14 protein-coding genes are annotated in these 23,058 nt (G+C 70.8%); 11 read left to right on the top strand and 3 right to left on the bottom strand.

Annotated elements, in window-relative coordinates:
* Positions 1-85 precede the first annotated feature (85 nt).
* A complete protein-coding gene (locus AOM45_RS08295; protein WP_156094471.1) occupies positions 86-1,228 on the top strand; it encodes a hypothetical protein in 1,143 nt (380 codons plus the stop codon).
* A gap of 23 nt (positions 1,229-1,251) precedes the next feature.
* Here the strand turns inward: AOM45_RS08295 and AOM45_RS08290 are convergent, their stop codons facing one another.
* From AOM45_RS08290 to AOM45_RS08280, 3 genes are all read right to left on the bottom strand, one after another.
* Positions 1,252-2,022 carry a PaaX family transcriptional regulator gene (locus AOM45_RS08290; RefSeq protein WP_269083634.1) on the bottom strand — a complete coding sequence of 257 codons (771 nt, stop codon included), beginning with the start codon at positions 2,020-2,022 and terminating at the stop codon, positions 1,252-1,254.
* 86 nt (positions 2,023-2,108) lie between these two features.
* Positions 2,109-2,960 (bottom strand): fumarylacetoacetate hydrolase family protein, encoded by an 852-nt coding sequence (locus AOM45_RS08285; protein WP_030473960.1) that lies wholly within the window; start codon positions 2,958-2,960, stop codon positions 2,109-2,111.
* A gap of 41 nt (positions 2,961-3,001) precedes the next feature.
* Positions 3,002-3,418 carry a RidA family protein gene (locus AOM45_RS08280; RefSeq protein WP_030473959.1) on the bottom strand — a complete coding sequence of 139 codons (417 nt, stop codon included), beginning with the start codon at positions 3,416-3,418 and terminating at the stop codon, positions 3,002-3,004.
* Positions 3,419-3,458: 40 nt separating this feature from the next.
* Here AOM45_RS08280 and AOM45_RS08275 point away from each other — a divergent pair, with 40 nt between their 5' ends.
* The 10 genes from AOM45_RS08275 (at position 3,459) to AOM45_RS08230 (ending at position 23,049) form a co-directional block, all read left to right on the top strand.
* Positions 3,459-3,941 (top strand): cupin domain-containing protein, encoded by a 483-nt coding sequence (locus tag AOM45_RS08275; RefSeq protein WP_030473958.1) that lies wholly within the window; start codon positions 3,459-3,461, stop codon positions 3,939-3,941.
* Positions 3,938-4,825 (top strand): acyl-CoA thioesterase, encoded by an 888-nt coding sequence (locus AOM45_RS08270; protein WP_030473957.1) that lies wholly within the window; start codon positions 3,938-3,940, stop codon positions 4,823-4,825. Before AOM45_RS08275 ends, AOM45_RS08270 begins: the two co-directional genes overlap by 4 nt.
* A 38-nt stretch (positions 4,826-4,863) precedes the next feature.
* The gene (locus AOM45_RS08265) at positions 4,864-6,447 is read left to right on the top strand and encodes an AMP-binding protein (protein ID WP_030473956.1); all 1,584 of its coding nucleotides are present in this window, start codon (positions 4,864-4,866) and stop codon (positions 6,445-6,447) included.
* On the top strand, positions 6,444-8,810 hold the full coding sequence (locus tag AOM45_RS08260; protein ID WP_030473955.1) for a bifunctional salicylyl-CoA 5-hydroxylase/oxidoreductase: 2,367 nt from the start codon (positions 6,444-6,446) through the stop codon (positions 8,808-8,810). The genes AOM45_RS08265 and AOM45_RS08260 overlap by 4 nt, the downstream gene beginning before the upstream one ends.
* A 202-nt stretch (positions 8,811-9,012) precedes the next feature.
* On the top strand, positions 9,013-13,674 hold the full coding sequence (locus AOM45_RS08255) for a WD40 repeat domain-containing protein (protein WP_030473954.1): 4,662 nt from the start codon (positions 9,013-9,015) through the stop codon (positions 13,672-13,674).
* Complete coding sequence (locus tag AOM45_RS08250) at positions 13,671-17,081, top strand: hypothetical protein (RefSeq protein WP_030473953.1); 3,411 nt, start codon at positions 13,671-13,673, stop codon at positions 17,079-17,081. Before AOM45_RS08255 ends, AOM45_RS08250 begins: the two co-directional genes overlap by 4 nt.
* Complete coding sequence (locus AOM45_RS08245; RefSeq protein WP_030473952.1) at positions 17,078-19,120, top strand: WD40 repeat domain-containing protein; 2,043 nt, start codon at positions 17,078-17,080, stop codon at positions 19,118-19,120. Before AOM45_RS08250 ends, AOM45_RS08245 begins: the two co-directional genes overlap by 4 nt.
* Positions 19,117-21,111: a WD40 repeat domain-containing protein gene (locus AOM45_RS08240; protein ID WP_030473951.1), complete on the top strand. Its 1,995-nt coding sequence runs from the start codon at positions 19,117-19,119 to the stop codon at positions 21,109-21,111. The genes AOM45_RS08245 and AOM45_RS08240 overlap by 4 nt, the downstream gene beginning before the upstream one ends.
* Before the next feature lie 11 nt (positions 21,112-21,122).
* The gene (locus AOM45_RS08235) at positions 21,123-22,358 is read left to right on the top strand and encodes a neprosin family prolyl endopeptidase (RefSeq protein WP_030473950.1); all 1,236 of its coding nucleotides are present in this window, start codon (positions 21,123-21,125) and stop codon (positions 22,356-22,358) included.
* Between the two features lie 67 nt (positions 22,359-22,425).
* The gene (locus AOM45_RS08230; protein WP_030473949.1) at positions 22,426-23,049 is read left to right on the top strand and encodes a VOC family protein; all 624 of its coding nucleotides are present in this window, start codon (positions 22,426-22,428) and stop codon (positions 23,047-23,049) included.
* Positions 23,050-23,058: the final 9 nt, after the last annotated feature.

Below are 23,058 nucleotides of genomic sequence, written 5' to 3'. Positions count from 1 at the left end.
GTGCGGCGAACCCCTGGTTTCCCGGCCGCGGTCATGCATGATCCGACCCGAGTGTCCTGGGCATAGCGATTTCTTGGGGGTATGCATGGGTGTTCGCAGACGGTTGGCCGCCGCCTTGTCGGTGGGGGTCGCCGCTTCCGCTGTTCTCTCCGGTCCGGCCGATGCCAGGCCGTCGCCCGCCTGGCGGCTGGCGCCGATCCCGCAGACAACGATGACGAGCGTCCTCAGGGACGTGGCCGCGGCCGACTCCGCGCACGCCTGGGCGGTCGGCGTCGAGGGCTACGACCCGGAGCAGCAGTACACGACCGGTGATCCGCTGATCCTGAAGTGGAACGGGATCGGCTGGTCGCGCAGCTCGGTCCCCGCCGTGCAGGGCAAGGTGTCCCTTCGGCACGTGGCGGCGTCGTCCGTGAACAACGTCTGGGTGACCGGCTCGCTGACGGCGCACGACCCCGGCGACAACACCACCTTCGTGTACCGCTACGACGGTTCGGCGTGGACGCAGATTCCCTACCCGGCCGGTGCGACGCCGAGCTGGCTGAGCATCCGCGATCTGTCCGTTGTGGACGGACGGGCGTGGCTCGTCGGCTACCGGGACAACACGCCGGTGTTCCACGAGTGGACCGGCCAGTCCTGGGTCGAGCACCAGCCGCCGGCCGAGTGCGTGAACGGCGGCGGCATCGTGAACTTCTGCACCATCAACGCCGTCAAGGCGTTCGCCCCCGACGACGTCTGGGCGGCGGGCAACGGCATGTGGAACGGGTTCGCCGGGCCGCTGCTGTTCCACTGGAACGGCACTGCCTGGCGCGCCGTCCAGGTCGGCGTGAACCAGCAGATGAGCTTCCAGTCCATCGACGGCCGGTCCTCGAAGGACCTCTGGGCCGTCGGTGACTCCGGCGGCATGGGCTCGGGCAGCGTTGTCGTGCGCGGTGACGGCACGACCTGGCAGCAGGTCCCCGGTCTGAACGCCTCACGCGTGCCGGGCGTCGCGGTCGGCAGGTCGGGAGCTCCGTGGGTGATCGGCAACCAGATGCCGCAGGCCGCCTTCAACACCTACACGTCGGGCGCGTGGGTGACCAAGCCGGCGCCGTCCGTGCCAGGTGCCGCGTACAGCGCCATCACGGCGGTCCCCGGCACCGAGCGGATGTTCGCGGTCGGCTACCAGGACGTGGTCGGCACGAGTCCGCTGCGGCTGCAGGCGGTGATCGCGTCCTACTCCATCTGGTGACCTGATGGACGTGCCGGCACGCGTCAGGCCTGGCCGTGGATCACGGCCAGCGCGTGCTCGCGTGCCGGCGCGCTCAGCGTGGTGTTGAGCTCCTCGAACAACGTTTCGGCCGTGACGCCGTTCCACCCGGGAGGCAGCAGTGCGAGGGGGAGTCCGGGGTCGCTGTAGGGCAGGCGGCGCCACTGGGTCAGCATCGGCACGTAGATCTGGAACGCCTGCTCCGGGGTCGTCACGCTGATGTCGAGCTCTGGCCGGTGGCGGCGCAGGAAGTCCGCGTACAGGTCGGCCAGCTCGTCGAGGTCCCACCACGTGCGCACCTTCGACCGCAGGTCCCCGAACGCGAAGTGCTCGCCGGTGAAGATGTCCACGTACTCGGCCAGCCCGCGGCGTTCCAGGGTCCGCCGGGTCTCCGCGGCGAGGTTGCCCGGCGCGACCCACACCCCCGGCGCCGCCGTGCCGAAGCCGAGCTGGGTCAGGCTGGTGCGCAGCGCGTGGCGCTTCTCCCGTTCGGACTCGGGCACGGAGAACACGACCACGAGCCACCCGTCGTCGGCGGTCGCGCGCCGGCGTTCGAAGATCCGGGCGTCGCCTTCCGCGAGCGTCTCCAGGGTCTGCTCCGACAGGGCGTACCCCGCGGCGCCGTCGCGGCGGTCGCTGCGGACCACGCCGCGGCGCTTGAGCCGCGAGATCGACGACCGCACGGCCTGGCCCTCCACGCCGAGGTCCGCCATGAGCTGGACGACGGACGCCACGGAGAGCCAGTTGTCCTCGCCGCGGGCGTAGAGGCCGAAGATCGTGACGATGAGCGGGCCGAGCCGGTCGCGCCCGGTGCCGGCCGTCGGTTCTGTGGTCAGCGCGACGTTCAGGGCCCTCTCCTCGGTCAGCTGAGTTCCGTGAGGGTGACAGTGTTGCGCAGCTCGCCCAGCCCGCTCACGCGAGTCACCACCACGTCGCCGTCGCGGGGGAAGATCTGCGGCTCGCGGGCGCTGCCGATGCCGCTGGGCGTGCCGGTGAGGACCACGTCCCCGGCGCGCAGGGTCATGCCGCGGCTGAGCTCGGAAATGATCCGGGCGAACGAGAACGCCATCTGCGCGCTGGAGGCGTTCTGCAGCAGCACGCCGTTGACCTCGCACTGCACCTGCATGCCGGCGAGGTCCACTTCGTCGGGTGTGGTGATCCACGGTCCGAGCGGCATGGTGGCGTCGATGCTCTTGCCCTTGAGCCACTGCCCGCCGTGCGCGCGTTGGAGATCGCGCTGCGAGACGTCGTTGGCGACGAGGAAGCCGAAGACGTGGTCGAGCGCCTTCTCCTCGGGGATCGAGCGGCCGTCGCGGCCGATGACCATCGCGATCTCGGCCTCGTAGTCCCACTTCTGCGAAAGCGCCGGGTCGTAGGCGATGTCGTCGAACGGGCCGATGACCGTGTCCGGGCCCTTGGTGAAGAACGTCGGGTGCAGCGGCATCTCGGTGGGGCCCTGCCCCTCGCGCTTGCCCTTCGACTCCTCGAAGTGGTCGAGGTAGTTCCAGCCGGTGCACAGGACGTCGCGGTTGAAGCGGTGCACCGGCGACTCGAGCCGGACCTGCGAGAGCGGCAGCACCTCACCGCGGGCACCCGTCGGTCCGCCCCGCACGACGTCGTCGACGGTCGTGTCCAGCAACGTGATCGACTGCTCCGCGGCGTGCACGAGACCGGCGCGGCGGACGCCGTCGACGGTGAGAGAACCGATCTTCACTATGGCGTCTCCATTTCGCTGATCATGAAAACGCTATCGATTCAGCTCGGCCTGACCAGGCGGTCTTCCGGGATGACCGCGACACCGAGGATCTCGATGAGGGCGTCCGGCTGCCACAGCCCGGTGCAGCCGATGCCCGCCATGGCCGGGTAGACGGGGCCGGCGAGCTCGCGCCACACCTTGCCGATCTCCTTGCCGTGCGCCTGGTAGTCCGGGATGTCCGTGAGGTAGATCGTGATGCTGACCAGGTCTTCCGGCTCGCCCCCGACCTCGCGCAACGTGGTGAGCACGTTGCCGAACGCCTGGCGGAACTGCTCGACGATGCCGCCGGGAACGATCTTCATGTCGGCGTCGGTCGCCGTCTGCCCGCCCAGGTGCAGCGTCGTGCCCACGAGCGTGCCGTGGGAGTAGCCGCTCGGTGCCGGGAGACTCGCCGGATTCACTGCTACAGGCCTCATGTGTATTGACACTATCTGACGGTCGTGAAGAATACGAGATATGGAGCCCGACCTGAGCAAGTACCAGCTCGAAGGCGACAACTCGATGTACCGGCTGCCCAGCGGCCTCGTCGCCCCGGTGGTGACGCGGGGTGGCGCGGAGAACCCGGACACCGCCGACTCCGGTGGGGCGGTGCGGATCTCCGGCGTGAGCATCCAGCACACCCCGGCCCGCAGGCTGTGGTTCGGCAAGGTCAGCAACGAGCCCGGCTACCGCTCGGTCACCCACCACCACGGCGAGGCCGAGACCGGCGGGTACGTCCTGTCGGGACGGGCACGCATCTACTTCGGCGAGAAGTTCGAGGACTACGTCGACATGGAGGAGGGCGACTGGGTGTTCGTGCCGCCGTTCATGCCGCACATCGAGTGCAACCTCTCGCGCACGAAACCGCTCACGTGGATGACGACGCGCACTCCGGAGAACATCGTCGTCAACCTGGATGACGTGCCAGACGAGGATCTGCGCGATTGGCTGACCCGATGACCTCTGCGATCTTCACCTCCGCGATCACGCTGGAGAAGGCCGACCCGGAGCACTTCGACCTGGCGTTCACCGCCGTCACCCAGCCCTGCCCGTGGCCCAAGGCCTACGGGGGAGACCTCGTCGCGGCCGCGGCCGCCGCGGCCATGCGTTCGGTGACCGACGGCAAGACGCTGCACTCGATGCACAGCTACTTCCTGCGTCCGGCCGACATCGGCGCGCAGGTGCGGTACGAGGTGGAGTTGCTGCGCGACGGCCGGGGCTACAGCACCCGGCAGGTCCGCGGCTACCAGAACGGCAAGCCTCTCTACGTCTGCCTGGCGAACTTCGCCGCCGGTGAACCGGGTGGCACCTTCCAGGCCGCGTTCACCGAGGGACTGCCCGCTCCGGAGACGCTGCCCAGTTCGGCGGACTACCTCGCCGGGCGCAGCGGCGGCACGATGACCGAGGAGTCGAAGGCCTACTGGTCCGCCGGGCGCAGCTTCGACATGCGGCACGTGCCCGGTCCCGTCTACCTCTCGGTCGAGGGCGAGCGGGTGCCGCACCAGGCGGTGTGGCTCAAGCCGTTCGACGCGTTGCGCCCGGTCGAGGGCCTGACCGACGCCCAACGCGACCTGGCCGCACTGGCGTACATGTGCGACTACACGATCCTGGAGCCGATCCTGCGGGTGCTCGACCTGCCGTGGGCGCGGCCGGGCCTGGTCACCGCGAGCCTCGACCACGCCATGTGGTTCCACCGCGAGGCACCGGTCGGCGACTGGCTGCTCTACGTGCAGGAGGCGGTCGCTGCAGATGCGGGCCGCGGCCTGGGTTCCGGCCGTTTCTTCACCCGCGACGGCCGTCATCTCGCCACCGTTGCCCAGGAGGGCATGATCCGCCCCGCTTGACGTCACTGCCTGACCCGCCGCCCGCGGAAGGACTGACCATGGACACCTTCGCTCGTGATCATCTCCCACCGGCGGCGCTGTGGCCGGCGATCGAGTTCACGACGCCGGAGCTGCAGTACCCGGACCGTCTCAACGCCGCCACCGAACTGATCGACGTTCCGGCGGCGCGGTTCGGGCCGGACCGCCCGGCGTTGCGCACGCCGGCGGGGGAGGTGTGGTCCTACGGCGACCTGCTGACCCGCGCGAACCAGGTGGCGCACGTCCTGGTCGACGACCTCGGTCTCGTGCCGGGGCAACGGGTTCTGCTGCGCTCGCCCAACAACCCGTGGACGGTGGCGGCCTGGCTCGGCGTGCTGAAGGCCGGTGGTGTCCTGGTGACGACCATGGCCGCGCTGCGCACCCGTGAGCTCGCGCCGATCGTGGAGCGGACGCGTCCGACGATCGCGTTGGTGGACAACAGGTTCACCGAGGACGTCGAGGCCTTGTCCTTGACGGTGGTGGGTTACGACGACCTCGAGGCGCGCTGTTCGGGCAAGCCGGGGGAGTTCACGGCCGTGGACACCGCCGCCGACGACGTGGCGTTGCTGGCGCCCACGTCCGGGAGCACCGGGTCGCCGAAGATCACCATGCACTTCCACCGCGACGTCCTGTCGATCGACAACACGTTCGGCCGGCACGTGCTGCGGCTGAACCCGGACGACCTCGTCGCCTGCACGGCACCGTTCGCGTTCACGTTCGGGCTGGGCATGCTCGTGGTGTTCCCGTTGCGTGCCGGTGCTTGCGCGTTGCTGACCGAGGCCGCCACGCCCGCGCAGGTCGCGGATCTGGTGGCACAGCACGGAGTCACCGTGCTCGCGACCGCGCCGACCGCGTACAAGGCGATCCTGCGCGACGGCGCCGACGTCAAGCTCAAGGGCCTGCGGACCGCGGTGTCGGCGGGGGAGCACATCCCGGTGCAGACGTGGGAACGGCTGCGCGACCGGCTCGGCCTGCGCGTGATCGACGGGATCGGTGCCACGGAGTTGTTGCACATCTTCATCTCCGCCGCCGGTGACGACATCCGGCCCGGCTCCACCGGGAAACCCGTGCCGGGCTACCGCGCCACCGTGCTCGACCCCGACGGCCTCGAGCTCGGCCCGGGTGAACCGGGTCGCCTCGGCGTGATCGGCCCGGTCGGCTGCCGCTACCTCGACGACGAGCGCCAGAAGGACTACGTGGTGAACGGCTGGAACGTCACCGGCGACGTCTTCCACCGCGACTCCGACGGCTACTTCCACTACCACGCCCGCAGCGACCACATGATCGTCTCTTCCGGCTACAACATCGGCGGCCCCGAGGTGGAGGAGGCCGTCGACACCCACCCCGACGTGCTGGAGTCCGCCGTCGTCGCGAAGCCCGACGACGAACGCGGCTCGGTCGTGTGCGCGTTCGTGGTGCTGCGGGAGGGCGTCGAGGGCGGCGCCGCGAAGGCCAAGGAGATCCAGGACCACGTGAAGCGGACCATCGCCCCCTACAAGTACCCGCGCGACGTGCGGTTCGTGGAAGCCTTGCCGCGCAACGCGAGCGGCAAGCTGCAGCGGTTCGCGCTCCGCAAGATCGTTGAGGACGAGGTGTCCGCGTGAAGATCGCGATCGTCGGCGGCGGGCCGGGTGGCCTGTACTTCGCCGCGTTGATGAAACAGCTGGACCCCGCGCACGACATCACCGTCTGGGAACGCAACGCGCCGGACGACACGTTCGGCTTCGGCGTGGTGTTCTCCGACGAGACTCTCGGCGGCATCGAGAACGCCGACCCGGAGTTCGCCGACGCGATGACGCGCCGGTTCGCGCGGTGGACCGACATCGACATCCACTACGGCGGCGAGACGCACACCGTTGGCGGGCAGGGGTTCGCCGCGATGAGCCGCAAGGAGCTGCTCGGCCTGTTGCAGCAGCGGTGCCGTGATCTCGGTGTGGTGGTGCATTTCTCGACGCCCGCGCCGGATGTCTCGTTCCTGCGCGGTGGTCACGACCTGGTGGTCGGAGCCGACGGTGTCAACTCGTCGGTGCGGCAGTCCTTTTCGGACGTGTTTCAGACCACTTTGGACCGTCGGCACAACAAGTACATGTGGCTGGGCACGGACCTGGTGTTCGAGGCGTTCCAGTTCTTCGTCAAGGACACCGAGTGGGGGACCGTGCAGGTCCACGGCTACCCCTACTCAGACGCCGGTTCGACGTTCATCGTCGAGATGCACGAGGACGTGTGGTGCCGGGCGGGGTTCGACACGGTCGAGGAGTTCGCGCCGGGTGAGTCCGACGAGCGTGCCGTTGACCGGATCCGTTCGCTGTTCGCCGAGGAGCTGGCCGGCCACGAGGTGTTCGCGAACAACTCGAAGTGGCTGAGCTTCACCACCGTGCGCAACGAGCGCTGGCACGACGGCAACCTGGTCCTCGTCGGCGACGCCGCCCACACCGCGCACTTCTCGATCGGCTCCGGCACGAAGCTGGCGATGGAGGACTCGCTCGCACTGGCCGCGTGCCTGCACGAACACGCCGACGTGGACACGGCGTTGACCGCCTACGAAGCCGAGCGCCGCCCGGTCGTGCTGTCGACGCAGCGTGCCGCGCAGGCGTCGCTGGAGTGGTTCGAGAACATCGGCATGTACGCGGGCCAGGAGGCGACCCGGTTCTGCTTCAACCTGCTGACGCGCTCCCGCCGCATCACCTACGACAACCTCCGCACCCGCGACTCGGAGTTCGCCGACCGCGTGGACGCGGCCTTCGCGGCGTCGGAGGGATGTGTGAGTGTCGCGCCGGCGATGTTTCAGCCGTTCCGGTTGGGGAACCTGGAGCTGAAGAACCGGGTGATCGTCTCACCGATGGACATGTACTCCGCCGTCGACGGCGTGCCGGGCGACTTCCACCTGGTGCACCTGGGCTCCAAGGCCATGGGCGGCGCGGGCCTGGTGATGACCGAGATGGTGTGCGTGTCTGCATCGGGCCGAATCACTCCGGGCTGCACGGGCTTGTGGACCGACGAGCAGCGCGACTCGTGGGAACGAATCGTGTCGTTCGTCCACACGCGGAGCACCGCCCGCATCGGCCTGCAACTGGGCCACTCCGGCCGCAAGGGCTCGACCCGCCTGATGTGGGAGGGCATGGACGAGCCGCTGCCAGACGGCAACTGGCCGGTCGTGGGCCCGTCACCCCTGCCGTACGGACCGGGCTCCCCGGTCCCGCGCGAGCTCGACCGCGCCGAGATGGACCGAATTGTCGGTGAGTTCGTCGCTGCCGCGCGCCGCGGTGCTGCTTGTGGGTTCGACCTGCTCGAACTGCACTGCGCTCACGGCTACCTGCTGTCGTCGTTCCTCTCGCCTCTCACGAACCAGCGAACCGACGCGTACGGCGGCTCTGTGGAGAACCGCCTGCGGTACCCGCTGGAGGTGTTCGAGGCGGTCCGTGCGGAGTGGCCCGCCGACCGCCCGATGATCGTGCGCATCTCGGCCACCGACTGGGCCCCCGACGGCAACACCGAGCACGACGCGGTCGAGATCGCCCGCGCGTTCATCGCGGCCGGCGCCGACGCCATCGACGTGTCCTCGGGTCAGGTGACTGCTCTTGAACGTCCGGCGTACGGCCGCTCGTACCAGACGCCGTTCGCCGACCGGATCCGTCACGAGGCCGCCGCGGGTACCGGTGCTGCGGTGATCGCGGTAGGGGCGATCGCCTCTTACGACGACGTGAACTCGATCCTGCTGGCTGGGCGTGCGGATCTTTGTGCGATCGGACGGACGCACCTTTACGACCCGCACTGGACGTTGCACGCGGCGGCGGAGCAGTCCTATCCCGTGGACTGGCCCGTGCAGTACCAGGCGGGGAGCCGGAAGCCGCCTTCGTCGCGGACGGATGCGGTGCGGCCGCGGTTGTCGTTGTTGCGGGCGGAGGAGTCGGATCGGAACGTTCATCTGCGGTGGAGGCCGCGGCGGGAGGTGGCGGTCCGTTGGTGATGATGGGTTCTGTGGCTTCAGTGCTGACCAAAATCAGCCCGCCGCACCGCACGGCCGTCAGCACCGCCCCGCTCGCCCACCCGCGCCACTAGGCCGATCGGGTGTTGTGCCGCAGATCCGAACGGGCGGCGCGTAACACCCCGATACCACCACCGACTCCCTTACACCGGGACCCGCTTCCCGTGGACGGAGGTGTCGGCCGATGGCGTCCCACCTGCTCGTGCGCCCCGACGACCACCTCGTCGTCGGCGTGCGGTGGTCCAATTTCACGAGCGAGACAGAGTCCGGCGTGCCGGTGCTGACCGCGTCCGCCGGAGCCAGGCTGGAGGTGTTGTTCCCGCCCCAGCACGTGGGCGAGGAGGCCTCGCCGCCCGGTTCCGCCGCCCCCGTGCAGCTGTCGAACGGGGCCGGGGGCACGGTGCCCGCCTGGCGGGGTGTGCTGTCGGCAGGCAGTCAGGTCACAGTCGACGTTCCCGCAGGTACACGCGTCCCGTTGACCGCACAGGGCGTGCTCGCCGCGCTCAAGGCCAATCCCGTGGTGGCCGCGGCTGTCGAGCTCCCGTGGCGGCTGCTCCTCGGTCCCGCCGGCCCGGTCACGTGCCGCCACCCGGTCAGCCCCGTGACGTCCGCCGAGGTCAGCGGGATGTGGCGGACCCGGCTCACCGCCGACCAGGTGCGCGCGACCGACCGGCAGCGTGCGGACACGGCCGACCCGGCGTTCGCCCCTGGCAACTCGCTGACGCTGGCGCGCGACGGTCGGTTGCGGGTGTTCGACGAGAGCAACCAGAAGCCCGCGGCGGTGCAGCGGCTCGAGCTCAGCACGGTGGGTGGCACGCTCGACGTGGTCGGGACGTGGCCCAATTTCGAGTGGGAGCACCACGCCGTGCTCGGCAGGGACATGCACGTGCGCACGTTGGCGCGCGGCGTGCTCTACCCGTTGGGGCACCGGGCTCAGTTCGTGCAGGTGTTCACCAGGACGTTCGACCCGGCGGCGGGCGGGGCGGCTGTCGTGCGGGCGACGCGGGTGCTGACCGTGGTCGAACCGGTGAGGCGCGCGCCGAGCGACGGTGTGTTGCGGCGCGGGTTTCCGTTGGGGGACGTGGAGATCACGACGGCATCGATAGCGGATTTGGCGCCACCCAACCACTTCACCACAGCGTTGCCGGGTGCGGGGAACGTGCTGACGCACTTCTGGCCCACCACGCTCACCGGGCAGGTGGTGCAGTTCGGGGTGCGGGCGGGTGGGGTGAGCTTCCGGTTGCCGTTGCTGTTCGTCGAGGACCGGCGGCCCGCGGTCGACACGCTGGCCAGTCCCGAGCTCGCGCGGCGGCTCGCGGCCGACTACGGGACGAGCCGGGCGGCGTTGCCGGGGGCGGTGCTGGATCTGGTCAAGGCGCCGCAGCGGGCTGCGGGTGATGTGCACGAGGTGCATTCGATCACAGTGGGCGGGCTCGGCGAGGTGCGTGACGGGTACCGGCCGGTGCTGACCGAGCTGGAACTGGCGCTGCCTGCGTTGCGGGTGTTGCGCGGCGACAACGCGGTGTCGAAGGTGCGGTTCGCGCAGAAGTACCTGCAGAGCGCGGCCGAGGACGTCGTGCTGGAGATGCTGCCCGCGCAGGGGCGGGACATCGATTTCTCCCGCAACGCGGACTCCTCCGGTGGGCTGGTCGCGTTGAAGTACGCCACCAACGCCATCTCCCGCACGCTCGGGCCCGTCAGCCTGCAGGCGCTGCCGAACCCGGCGACCGGGCTGATCGACCCCTCCAGCCTGTTCCCGTCCGACGCGGCGACGTTGCTCGGGATGTCGCTGAAGTCGTTGCTGCACCAGCTGAAACGGCCGCCGCAGATCACGTCGGTCCCGATTCCCGGGTCGCCGCCGGAGATCCGGTTGCGGTGGACCGACGTGACGCTCAAGTCGGTCGGGCCGTTCATCGCGCGGCCGTCGACTCGGCTCGACCTCGACGTCGGCACGAACGAGAAGGTGTGCACGGTCAAGGACTTCGCGTTCGAGCTGCCGCCCGGACCGAAGGCCGTGCTGCGGCTGACTTTCGCCGAGATGAAGTTCACCCAGCGCGGCGGCAGCGCGCCCTCGGTGGACGTGCGCGGGGTGAAGGCCGAGTTCCTGGGCGCGTTGCAACTGCTGGAGAAGCTCCAGGACGCTGTCGACTTCGGCGCGGCCGGCAAGCTGCTCGACGTGTCGCCGACCGGGATCAGGGTCCGGTACGCGCTGCCGCTGGCACCGATCGCGGCCGGTGTGTTCGTGATGCGCAACATCGCTTTCTCGGCACGCATCGACATCCCGTTCACCGGCGGACCGGTGGTTGTCGCGCTGGGGTTCGCGAGCCGCGCCAACCCGTTCCAGCTCAGCGTCATGATGTTCGGCGGCGGCGGGTACGTCGAGATCGAGCTCGACCGGGACGGGCTGCGGCTGTTCGAGATCGCGCTGGAGTTCGGCGCGTTCGTCGCGGTGGACTTCGTCATCGCGTCCGGTGAGGTCCACGCGCTGGGCGGAGTGCGGTTCGCGCTCGAACGCGGGGGAGCGGTGACGTTGACCGGGTACCTGCGCATCGGCGGGTGCGTCGAGGTGCTCGGGCTGATCTCGGTGTCGATCGAGCTGTGCCTGTCGATGACCTACCAGGCGCAACGCAAGGCGCTGGTCGGCCGGGCGACGCTGGTGATCGAGATCGACCTGACGCTGTGGTCGGACAGCGTCGAGCTGGACAGCGGCGAGTGGGTGCTGGCGGGCGGGAGCGGTCCCCAGATGCACCCGCTGGACGACGTGGGGGCACTCGACGCGCTGGCGCAGTGGCGGGAGTACCGGGCCGCGTTCGCCGACGAGTCCGGCAACGACAACCAGATCATGCTTGCCGCGCAAGGGGAAACCACGCCGCCGCACGAGTTCCGCGTCGTGTTCCACGCCACCGTGGCACACCAGGCGGGCCGGGTCGCGTGGAGCCCGGACGACCGGTGGGTCGTGGTCGGTGCCGGGCGCCTCGGTGACGACCCGCTCGGGATCACCGTGCTGGACGCCCAGACCGGTCAGGAGCGCTGGCGCGTCGACGACCTGTGGTGCCTGGAGATCGCCGTGTCGCCCGACGCGAAACGGATCGCGGTGAGCACCGGCGACGCGCGCATCTGCGTGCTCGACGCCGAGACGGGACAACTGCGGTGGAGCGTGCCCGGTCAGGGGCGCCCGCGGTTCAGCCCGGACTCGAAGCTGCTCGGAGTTGTCAGCGACTCGGTGTTCGTGCTCGACGCCGACTCCGGTGTCCTGCTGCACCGGCAGGGCCGCTGCCTCGCGTCACCGGTTTTCAGCGCCGATTCGGCCCGGCTCTGCACGGGCACGCCGTCGTTGGTGGACAGCCGGAGCGGCGTGGCGGTGTGGCAGATGAACGAGCACGACGGGTTCGCGTCGGCTTGCGCGTTCACCGAGGACGGCGGCGTGCTCGTGGCGAGCGGGCGGTTCGGCACGGTCATCGAGTACGCGCCGGGGCTCGTCGGCGGGGTGATCACCGAACGGTCCCGTGTCAGCGCTCCCGAGCTGCTGAGGGCGAGCAATCGGGCCGCCGACACCATCCGCTTCAGCCCTGACCGGCGGGTGCTCGCGGCCATCTCGCAGGTCGCGCTCTTCCGGCACACCCTGAGCCTCATCGATGTCGCGAGCGGACAGACGCTGACCGGAATGCAGTTGCCGTTGATTCCCGCCGCAACGGCCATGTCGTTCCGGCCCGACGGCGGTGAGTTCGCGGTCAACGCCCTCGGCCTGCGCCCCGGTGTGATGGTGCTGGACACCCGGACCGGCGCGGTGGTGTGGCAGGACCGGCAGCCGATCGCCGACCTGGCGTTCAGCGGCGACGGGGCACGGGTCGTCGCGTGCGGGGTGGACTTCGTGCGGGTCTACGAGACCGGCAACGCCGTTCGTGCCCGCCAGGACTGCGGCGGTCCGGTGACGGTCGTGGCCACCGCGGCGGGCGTCGTGGCGGCGGTGTCGACCCGCGACGAGGCGGTTCTCACGGTCTTCCGCGCGAGCGGTCCGCTGCTCGAACGCGTGCACTCCGGGGTGATCACCTCGGTCGCGGTGAGCCCGGACGGCAGGGGAGTCGTGACCGGCAACACCGACGGCCGGTGCCGCCACTTCGGTGTCGGCACGGACAAGCGCTGGGTGGCGAAGCACCGCGGGCCGGTCAACGCCGTGGCGTTCAGCCGGGACGGGTTCGTCGCCACCGCGAGCAGCGACCGGTTCGCGCGGCTGTTCGACCAGGAGCCCGCGGACAGCGTCGACGACCACCAGCCCCGGTGGGCGCAGCAGCACCCCGCGGCGGTCACGCACGTCGTGGCCGGAACCGACTTCGTGGCCACCGCCGCGCAGGACCGCCGGATCCGTGTGCTCGACCTGGCGACGGGCGCGGTGCGGCACGAGTTCGACCACGACGCCCGGATCCGAGCGCTGACGGTGAGCGCGAACGGGATCATCGCGAGCGCCAGCGACGACGGCAGCGCGAGCGTGATCACCGGAGGGAACCGGCGCCGGATCGAGCACGACGGCCCGGTCGGCCTGGTGGCGGTGAACGGCGACGGATCACTGGTCGCCACGGCGGGACCGGACGTCCGCGTGTGGCGGGCCGACGGCACCCCGCTGCACAGGTTCACCCCCGCCGCACCGGTGACCGCGCTCGGGTTCGACGCGGACGGCGCGCTCGTGGTGGCGACCGAGCACCCGGTGGCACGGGTGCTGGATCCATTGAGCGGCACCGAGGTCGGCCGGTTGATCCACCCGAAACCGGTGCGGTGCCTGGCGTTCGGGTCAGGTGTCGTGACGGGGTGCGACGACCACGTGGTGCGGATGTTCGAGGTGCGGCCATGAGCGAGCTGCTGTGGGTGGCGGTCCCCAACGGTCTCAGGCCGACCGGCAAAGCCTCGCTCCGCGTGCTCGTCGTGCCCAGGCTCGCGGCCGGCAGCATCAGCGACTTCGGGCTCGACGACTGGCCGTCCACCCTCGTCAACGACGCGGGTTTCCAGCTGCGCACCCGCACCTCGGCCGGAGAAGCCGTTGCCACGCATCGGATCGAGCACGTCGCCCGCGCGCGGTCGAACGTGTGGACCGCGTTCTTCGGCGGTGACGCGGGACTGGTCAACGAGTGGGAGCAGAAGACCGTGCCCCCGCCGACGGTGTCGGGCACGTTCCAGGACGCGCGCAAGGCGGCGACAACCTTCCGCAAAGTCACGCGCGAGGGCGCGAAGAACGACCCCGGCGCCACGGATGCGTTGATCCGCACGGAGATCGCGGGCTGGGCCGCGCCGCTCCCGCAAGCGCCGCCGGCCGCGGTCGAGCCGCCCGTCCCCACGGCACCGGACTTCCACCGCACGGTGTCGACGCTGCGCGAGCACCCGGCCGTGCTGCTGGAGCTGGGGCTGGTGTTCGAGCTGCTGGTCGACGTCGCGGACCTCAAGCTGGGCGCACCGACCGGCGGCCGGGCGTTGTCCGTGCGGTGCGTCGACCCGCCGTTCCTGAGGGCGCTGGTCACCTCGCCGTGGACGCGCTACGAGCTGACCGACACGGTCTTCCGGCCCGCGGCCACGCCGGGGACGACGTCCGGGATCCGCGCCGGTGTGCTGGACCTGTCGGACTCCCGTTCGCTCACCGACCCGACCGCACCACCGGAACCCGGCCGGTGGGCGATCTCGACGTTCGACGTCGACGGGGTGGTCGGCGGGCTGCGTCAGGCCGCTCACGACAACGCGAAGAACCCGCCGCAGCACGCCACGATGCCGTCGATCCGCTCCGCCGGGTTCGCGGTGCTGCGGCCCGGACGGCAGGCGGACTTCGCGAACCGCCTGCACCTCGGCGACCTCCACCAGGCGGCGGACTCGATGGCCGACGCCGAGCTGACCGCGGACGACCTCGTGCTCGGCTACCGCGTGGACGTGCGGCGCGAGGGCTCGGCGTGGCGGTCGGTGTGCGAACGCGACGTGACCTACCGCGTCAACGACATCGACGTCGCCGCCGGACGCGAGGAAGGGCACATGAAGCCGTTCGCGGCCGTGCGCGGCGCGGACGGGGTGCTGCGGGCCGACGAGATCGTGCTGCGCTGGGACGGCTGGAGCCTCACGCTGCCCCGGCCGAACCTGCGCGCCGACACGCCTGGTTCCGCGCGCAATCCCGAGCACCCGCTGCCGTTCGACTTCGGCTGGAACTTCGCGATCCCTCCCGGACGGCTGCCCGCGCTGCGGTTCGCAGACCGCTACCAGCTGCGCGTGCGCGTCGCCGACATGGCGGGCGGCGGTCTCGGGCTCACCGAGCTGGACGGCAACGCGGCGGCCAGCGCGAGCGTCACCTACCGCAGGCACGACCCCGTGCAGCCGCCGGTGTTGCGCGGTCCAGCCACGTTCGCCGCTGGCGCCGCGCTCGACCGGCTGGTGGTCCGCAGCGACCGCGACCGCACCCCGGAGCAGCTCCACGCCGACGACCCGGACTACCCGCTCACCGAGACGCGGGAGCTGCACCCGCCGACCGTGTCGTTCACCCTCGTCGAACAGCACCGCATGCTCGACGCGCTGACCGACGAGCAGTCGTTCGCGCTGGCCCAACGGGCGATGCACGCCGATGCAACAGGAACCGGACTGCCCGACCCGGTCGCGAACGGCGTCATGGCCCACGTCCCCAAGGCACCCGGCGGGCCGCCCGCGCCACTCGGCGACGACAGCGACTGGGTGCCGCGCTGGCCCGACCGCAAGCCGAAGGTCGTGAAACTCGCCGCGCACACCGACCCGGCGGTCCCGGTGACGCTGCGCTGGCGGGACGCCAACACGCTCGAACTCACGCTCGCCAAGGCGGAGCAGGCCGTCGTCGAACTGTCGTCCACAATAGACGGAGAGCTGGAGAACCACCTCGCGATCCAGGACTTCCTCGCGAACCCGCCGATCTCACCGGACGACACCAAACGCGGCCGCAACCCCGTGGTGACCCCGCCCCGCCGGATCCTGGTCGTGCACGCGGTGAAACGCCCGCTCGCCGACCCGCACTGGACCACGCCGCTGGACGTCACCCGAGCCCACCACGACACCACGGCCGTCCTCAACACGGTCTTCCCGAAGGAAGGCCTCGACACCGACAGCACCGGGCGGCTCGACATCTCCGCGACGTGGACCGAGTTCGAGGACGTCGGCGCACAGGCGGGCCCCGGCGAACGGCAGGTCGTCGTCGAGCACCTGCACAGCGAGACCATCGCCCGCAGCGACGACCCGGTCACACGCATCCCGGTGCGGCACGAGTTCGGCGACACCAAACACCGCTGGATCACCTACACGCTGAACGCGCTCAGCCGCTTCCGGGAGTACTTCAAGGAAAGCGAGCCCCAGAGCGCGTTCGAGGCAAGGGTGACGCAGGGGCGGGTGAACGTGCTGTCGTCCGCACGGCCCAGCCCGCCCGCCGTGCTCGGCGTGACGCCCGCGTTCCGGTGGCAGCGCACCAGGCCGAGCCCGAACCGGATCGAGCACACGCGTCTGGGGCAACGGCTGCGCGTCGAGGTCGGGCGGCCGTGGTTCGAGACCGGTGAAGGGGAACAGCTCGCGGTGATCGTCGGACCGGGCGGCACGCGGACGGGCCGCGATCCGTTGTTCGGCACGCCTTCCGTCGCGACGGTCACGCCGGTCGACTGGTTCCGCACCCCGGGTGTGATCACGCAGCTGAACTTGCCGGAGACCGGTCAGCCGGTGACCGTGGTGCCGTATCCCGTCTCGCCGAACGGAGACCGCTGGCACGCCGACGTCGAGCTGTCCCTGCCCGCCACTGCTCAGTCCTACCACCCGTTCGTCAGCCTCGTGGTCGCCCGCTACCAGCCGGACAGCATCGCAGGCCTGCAACTGTCCACTGTGGTCACCGCTGACACCGTTCCGCTGATGCCCGACCGGCGCGTCGTCGTCGAGCGCAGCGGCAACCAGGTGCGCGTCACGGTCAGCGGTGTCTCGCCGGCACCGCTCAACCGGCTCGAGGTCGTGCTGGAGAGCTGTCCCGCCGGGATCGACGCGGAGAAGCTGGACCTGGTCTCCGACGACCCGGCCGTGCCCGCGTGGCGCAGGGTGAACGCCGTCGTCCGCGCCGCCGACGGCACCATCGCGCCGCTCACGTTGCCGGCGTCCGGCCGGGTGCGGTTGCGGCTGTGCGAGTCCGAGAACCTCCCCGGTGTCGCGGACACCGACGTCCCGAAGGACCTGACCCAGCGCACCGTGTTCGTGGACACGGTCCTGATCCCCGCGGATTGGCAGTCATGAGCGCCGGACGACAGGTCAACGCGACGGCCCTGACCCAGCCGGGATCCAGGGTGTCGTGGGCGCCGGACTCCTCGCGGTTGGCGATCGCCGCCGCACAGCCCGGCGCGTGGATCGGTGACTTCAACACCGTCGGCGTCCTCACCACGCTGCCCGCGGAACCCGGCCCGCCCGGCTGGTCGGTGACGAACTGCGGCCCGGTGCACGACGTCGCCTTCAGCCCGGACGGCCAGTCGATCGCGGTCGCGGGCGCGATGACCGGTGTGGTGAGCGCGCAGACCGGCGCGCTGCGCTTCGGGTTCCAGGGCATCTGGGGGGAGAGCACGGCCTTCAGCCCGAACGGACGGCGCGCCGCGTGGTGGGGCACCGACGTGTTCCACGGGATGCGGCAGATCCTCTGGGCCGCCGACGTCGCCACCGGGCAGCAGATCGGTCCGTGGGAGTGGCAGAGCGGCCGCGCCCAGGTGGTGTTCAGCCCCGACTCGCGCTGGATCGCCGCACCGGGAGGTACCGGCATCGCGTTGGTCGACCTCGACAACCCGCAGGGCATGGGTGTCGTGTCGATCGACCGCGGCACGTTGAACGTCGCCTTCAGCCCGGACGGGAAGTGGCTCGCGGCGGGGTGCTGGGACGGGACGATCCGGCTCTACTCCTTCCCCGACCTCGTGCCGGGGCCCGTGGTGCGGCCTCACCCCGAACTCCAGGTGGGCGGGGTGGTGTTCACCCCGGACTCGCGGTGGGTGGCGGGCGTGGTCGAGCCGGGCGTCGGCCTGTACCGGGTGAGCGACGGCACGCCGCGGTTCCCCGCACTGGCCGACGTGCCGGAGGCGAGCAAGGTCGTCTTCAGCCCCGACCTGCGGCGGATGGCGGTGAACCAGACCGTCGGCAACCCGTCGATCTCCGGTTTCGTCGTGCTGGACGCGGCCACCGGCGCCCCGCTGTGGCAGGCCACCGCGTCCGACCGGGTGCGCGACGTCGAGTTCAGCCCGGACGGCAGGCTGATCGCCGCGTGCGGTGCCAACGCCGACCTGACCGGGTTCGTGCGCGTCCACGAGACCGGTCTCGAAGTGTCCCGGCAGAAGGTCGGCGCCATCACGGTGATCGAGATGTCACCGGCGGGAACGCCGTTCGTGGCGGTCGCCGACGACAACTCCTCGGTGACCGTGCTCGCCGCCGAGAGCGGTGTGGCCGTGGCGCGCAAACCCGTGCCGGGCGGTGTGTCCGCGCTCGGGTTCGCCGACCACAGCCAGTCGGTCGTGGTCGGCGGAACGAGCGGTGCGCGGCTGTTCTCCGTCGTCGGTGACCGGTCGTGGAAGGTCGAGCAGATCGGCGTGGTCAACGGGCTCGCGGTCGGAGGGACCGCGGGGGAGTGGATCGCTGTCGCGAGTGGACGGACGGCCCGCTTGCTGCGCAGCCTCGACGGCGGCACCCGGTGGGCGAACCCGGTGACCCACCCGCAGACCGTCACCCGTGTCGCGATCAGCCCCGACGGACGGTGGGTGGCCACCGGATGCGTCGACCGCAGGACGCGGTTGTTCAACGCCGAGACCGGCGCCGAGGTGATGTCGGTCGAGGGCGACGGCAAGGTGTTCGACCTCGCGTTCGGTGCCGTGCTGGTCACCGCGAACGAGGACGGCGCGGTCACGATCATCGACCCCGTCGCGCCGGCCGTGCGGGCGCGCGTCACCCGCAACTTCGCCTGCTCCCTGGTCGCCTTGAGCCAGGACGGGACGCTGCTCGCGACGGCGTGGGCGGACAACCTCGTGCTGGTCCACGACATCACCGGGCAACCGGCGGAAGTGCGCAGGCTGACCACGACGAGTCCGGTGACCAGCCTGGGTTTCGCGGTGGGCGGCACCGCGCTGTGCGTGGCGTCCGGTGGTCCGGCGATCGTGGTGAGCGACGTGCGGACAGGGCAGGACCTGGTGGTGCTGCGGCACCCGAAACCGGTGCGGGACTTCGCCTTCAGCGCGGACGGCGCGTTGCTGGCGACCGCGTGCGAGGACGACGTCGTCCGGGTCTTCGCCGCGGGCACGCCGTGACCGCGGTGGCGGTGGTGCGGACCGAGGTGGCACTGCCGTTCCCGGTCGGCACCGTCGCCTGGCACCCGTCGGGCCAGTGGCTCGTCGTGGGCGCGCCGGGTTCGTCCGGTGGGGTGGCGCGGGTCGATGTCGCCACGGGATCGCTGCGCTGGCACGTGTCCGGCGACCGCGGCGTGACCAGCGTGGCGGTCCGGGCGGATGGACGCGTCGCGGTGTCCGAGTCGACAGGTCGGGTGAAGCTCCTGGTCGGCTCGACCGGCGACACGATCTTCGACCTGGCCGGCACCGGCGTCGTGCGCTACAGCCCGGACGGCGGCCTGCTGGTCCACCCGAACGGCGCCTCTCGCACGGTGCTGGTCGACGTGGCGACCGGGCAGCTCGTGCGCGATGTCGGTGACGGGACCGCCAAGACCGCGTTCAGCCCCGACTCGAGGACGCTCGCGGTCGCCGAGAGCTCGCGCCTGCTGCTGTGGGATCTGGCGAGCGGCGCGTTGCGGGCGACCACACCGCTGACCTTCCTGCCGACGGACATGTCGTTCCGCAACGACGACAACAGGTTCGTGCTGTGCCGCGGCCACAACGTCACGATCGCTGATCGTGTTACCGGCGCGGTGGTGGCGACCCCGACGCTCGACCTGCCCAACACGGCCCTCGACCCGATCCGGCCGCGGCGGATCAGTCCGGACGGACGCACGATCGCCGCGCTCATGACGCGCGGTGTCGTCGTCGGCAGGGTCGATGACGGACAGCGGTTGTGCTTCACCGAGTTCGGTGGTGGGGACTTCCGCTTCACCGGCTCGCTCTCGTTCAGCCCGAAGGGCACTCGTCTCGCCGTCGACCGCAGGTTCGGCGTCGCGGAGGGGGAACCGCGCCACGGCGTCGCGGTGCTCGACACCCGTACGGGCGTGGTGCTGTGGCAGGACCTCCGTGACGACGTGCGGGTCGTGGCCCACAGCCCGGACGGCTCCCAGCTCGCGGCGGGCGGCAACACGTTCCTGCGGCTCTACGACACCCGCCAGCTCGAACTCTCCCGACGCCGGGTGCGCGGCAAGATCTTCCAGGTCGCGGCCGGTGCCGGACGGGTCGCCACGGCGGACGACGAGTCCACCGCGACCGCTGTCGACGCCACGACCGGAGCGGTGCTGATGGAACGGTCGCACACGGGCAAGCTGACGTCGATCGCGATGAGCGACGACGGTCAGCACGTGGTCACGGGCAGCACCGCGCGGCTGGTGCACCTGTTCACCGCCGAGAAGGGCGTGCCGGTGTGGGCGGCGACGCTCGGTGGCGCGGTGAACGACGTCGCGATCAGCGGCCGGCGGGTCGCCGTGGCATGCGCCGACCGCACCGCCCGTCTCTACGACCGCGACGCCGGCGCTGACCCAGCGCAACAGAGTCCACTGTGGAGTCACACGCACCCGCAGTCGGTCACGGCCGTCGCGTTGGGCGCGCACCACGTGGCCACGGCGTGCAACGACCACGTCACGAGAATCCTCGACCTCCGCGACGGCACCGAACTGCACCGGATCTCCCACCCGAACGGCAAGGCGTCCGGGATCGCGTTCAGCGGCGATCTGCTGGCCGTCGGCGTCACCGACGGCACGGCGCGGGTCGTCGACGCGGCCACCGGCACGACACTGCGCCAGGTCACGCACCCCAGCGACGTCGTGGCGGTGGCGATCAGCGCGGACGGCACGCTCGCGACCGCGGGCGCGGAACAGGCCGTCCGGCTGTGGAACGCCACCGGCGTGCTGCTGCACACGCTCCCTCAGACCAGCCCGGTCACGGCGTTGAGCTTCCACCCGGACCGGTCGCTGGCGATCGCGACCGAGTCCGGCCTGGTGTCGATCGTCGACCCGGACGGCGCCCCGGCCGGTCGCATCGCCCATCCGGCCGTCGTGCGGCACCTCGCCCACAGCGCCGACGGAGGGGTGCTGGCCACCGCGTGCGACGACGAGCACGTCCGAACGTTCACCACGATCCCGTTGTGAGAGGAACCGCGATGATCGAACCGTTCGAGGACTTCCGCAAGGCGCTGTCGTCCGTCAGGTACGCCTCGTTGCAGGAGAGCAGCAGCGAGGTGAAACCGGACAACGACTCGTTCGACGAGATGCGCGAGTTCCTGGTCAGCCGCTACGACGGCGTGGACGTGCGGCACAGCTTCGTCGAACCCGGCGGTGAGGTCGTCGACTGCGTGCCGGTCGAGCAGCAGGTCGCGTTGCGCGACGGCAGTGATGTTCCCGAGCCGCCCGACCCGCCCGCCGAGCTGGCCGGTGGCGACCACGACGATCCAGGTCCCGGCGAGAGCAGGCCGATCCCGCCGCCGCTGAGCCCCGAGAGCTACGACGAGCACGGCAACCAGAGGTGGTGCCCGCCCGGCACGGTTCCGGTGCTGCGCCACACCCTCGAACGGCTCGCGAACGATCACTCCACTCTGGACGAGTTCCTGATCGGACCGAAAGCCGCGGGCAACCCCAGGCGCCACGCCGCGGCCAAGCAGGACACCCCCAACCTCGGCGGGGCCAGCGACGTCAACACCTGGACGCCCAACCTGATCCCGCCGCAGCTGCTGTCGTCGGCGTCGCAGCAGTGGTACTCGACGGGGATCCAGCCGTTCGCCACCTTCCAGAGCGTGGAGTGCGGCTGGCGGGCCGGGATCATCGACGCCCCGGCGAACGTGGTGCACGACTCGGCGCCGCGCCTGTTCGTGTTCTACACCCGCGACGACTACAAGGCGGGCCAGAGCTTCTACAACGACTACAACCCCGCAGGCGGTTTCGCGTACACCCCCGGCACCGCTCACGTCCTGCACGGCGCGCTCACGACGTCGACGTTCGGTGGTCAGCAGTGGCACGTGCGGATGGGTTTCACGCTCACGCAGGGCAGGTGGTGGTTCCACGCCAGCGGTGTGTGGGTCGGCTCCTACCCGGCGAGCCTGTTCTCCAACGGAACGCTCGGCTCCGGCGCGAACACGGCGTCGTTCGGCGGCGAGACCACCGCGGGGTTCGGCGTGTTCCCGACGATGGGGTCGGGGAGGTTCCCGAACGAGGGCTTCGGCAAGGCTGCCTACCAGCGGTTGATCGGCGTGAACAACACGGCGGGCATCCCCGTCGCGGCGCAGCTCGTGCCGGGGCAGGTCTCACCGGCCTGCTACAACGTCTCGATCGCGTCGAGCGCGGACAGTGCGTGGGGCAGCCACATCTTCTTCGGCGGGCCCGGCGGGCTGAGCTGTCCGTAGGCCCGGCCCGGCAGTCGGTCAGGAATCGAGAAGCACCGGCTGCCGGGCCGCACCTACCGTTTCCGGCATGACCTCAATCGACGCGATCATCCTCGAAGTGGCCGACCTCGCGGCCGCCGAACGCTTCTACGCCAAGGCTTTCGGCCTCGGTCCCCAGCTGCGCCTGCGCGAGTCGCAGGAACCGACGACCGGCTTCCGCGGCTTCACCCTGTCCCTCGTCGTGTCGCAGCCCGCCGACGTCAAGGCCCTGGTCGGCGCCGCGGTGGACGCCGGTGCCGCGGTGCTCAAGCCCGTCGCGAAGTCCATGTGGGGCTGGGGCGGTGTCGTGCAGGCTCCCGACGGCACCATCTGGAAGATCGCGACCTCGGCGAAGAAGGACACCGGCCCCGCCACCGGGCAGATCGACGACGTCGTGCTGCTGCTGGGCGTCACCGACGTGGCGGCGACCAAGCAGTGCTACCTCGACCAGGGCTTCACGGTGGAGAAGAGCTTCGGCCGCATGTACGTCCAGTTCGCGTCCTCGGGTCCGGTGAAGCTGGGCCTGTACCGGCGGAAGGCGCTCGCCAAGGACGCCGGCGTGTCTCCGGAGGGCTCCGGATCGCACCGGATCGTCGTGAGTGGTGCGACCTCGTTCACCGACCCGGACGGGTTCGCCTGGACCGGGCAGCCGGTCGGCCACCTCGGCGCCTGATCCGGGGCC

This window comes from Lentzea aerocolonigenes, assembly GCF_000974445.1.
In the GTDB taxonomy this organism is placed as follows: Bacteria; Actinomycetota; Actinomycetes; order Mycobacteriales; family Pseudonocardiaceae; genus Lentzea; species Lentzea aerocolonigenes.
The sequence above is the reverse complement of the archived record's forward strand: the minus strand, read 5'-3'. Positions and strand labels throughout refer to the sequence as shown.

Coding starts and splice junctions, on each gene's coding strand:
- AOM45_RS08295 (WP_156094471.1), top strand. CDS start 86: ATGGGTGTTCGCAGACGGTTGGCCGCCGCCTTGTCGGTGGGGGTCGCC.
- AOM45_RS08280 (WP_030473959.1), bottom strand. CDS start 3,418: ATGAGGCCTGTAGCAGTGAATCCGGCGAGTCTCCCGGCACCGAGCGGC.
- AOM45_RS08275 (WP_030473958.1), top strand. CDS start 3,459: ATGGAGCCCGACCTGAGCAAGTACCAGCTCGAAGGCGACAACTCGATG.
- AOM45_RS08270 (WP_030473957.1), top strand. CDS start 3,938: ATGACCTCTGCGATCTTCACCTCCGCGATCACGCTGGAGAAGGCCGAC.
- AOM45_RS08265 (WP_030473956.1), top strand. CDS start 4,864: ATGGACACCTTCGCTCGTGATCATCTCCCACCGGCGGCGCTGTGGCCG.
- AOM45_RS08255 (WP_030473954.1), top strand. CDS start 9,013: ATGGCGTCCCACCTGCTCGTGCGCCCCGACGACCACCTCGTCGTCGGC.
- AOM45_RS08250 (WP_030473953.1), top strand. CDS start 13,671: ATGAGCGAGCTGCTGTGGGTGGCGGTCCCCAACGGTCTCAGGCCGACC.
- AOM45_RS08245 (WP_030473952.1), top strand. CDS start 17,078: ATGAGCGCCGGACGACAGGTCAACGCGACGGCCCTGACCCAGCCGGGA.
- AOM45_RS08235 (WP_030473950.1), top strand. CDS start 21,123: ATGATCGAACCGTTCGAGGACTTCCGCAAGGCGCTGTCGTCCGTCAGG.
- AOM45_RS08230 (WP_030473949.1), top strand. CDS start 22,426: ATGACCTCAATCGACGCGATCATCCTCGAAGTGGCCGACCTCGCGGCC.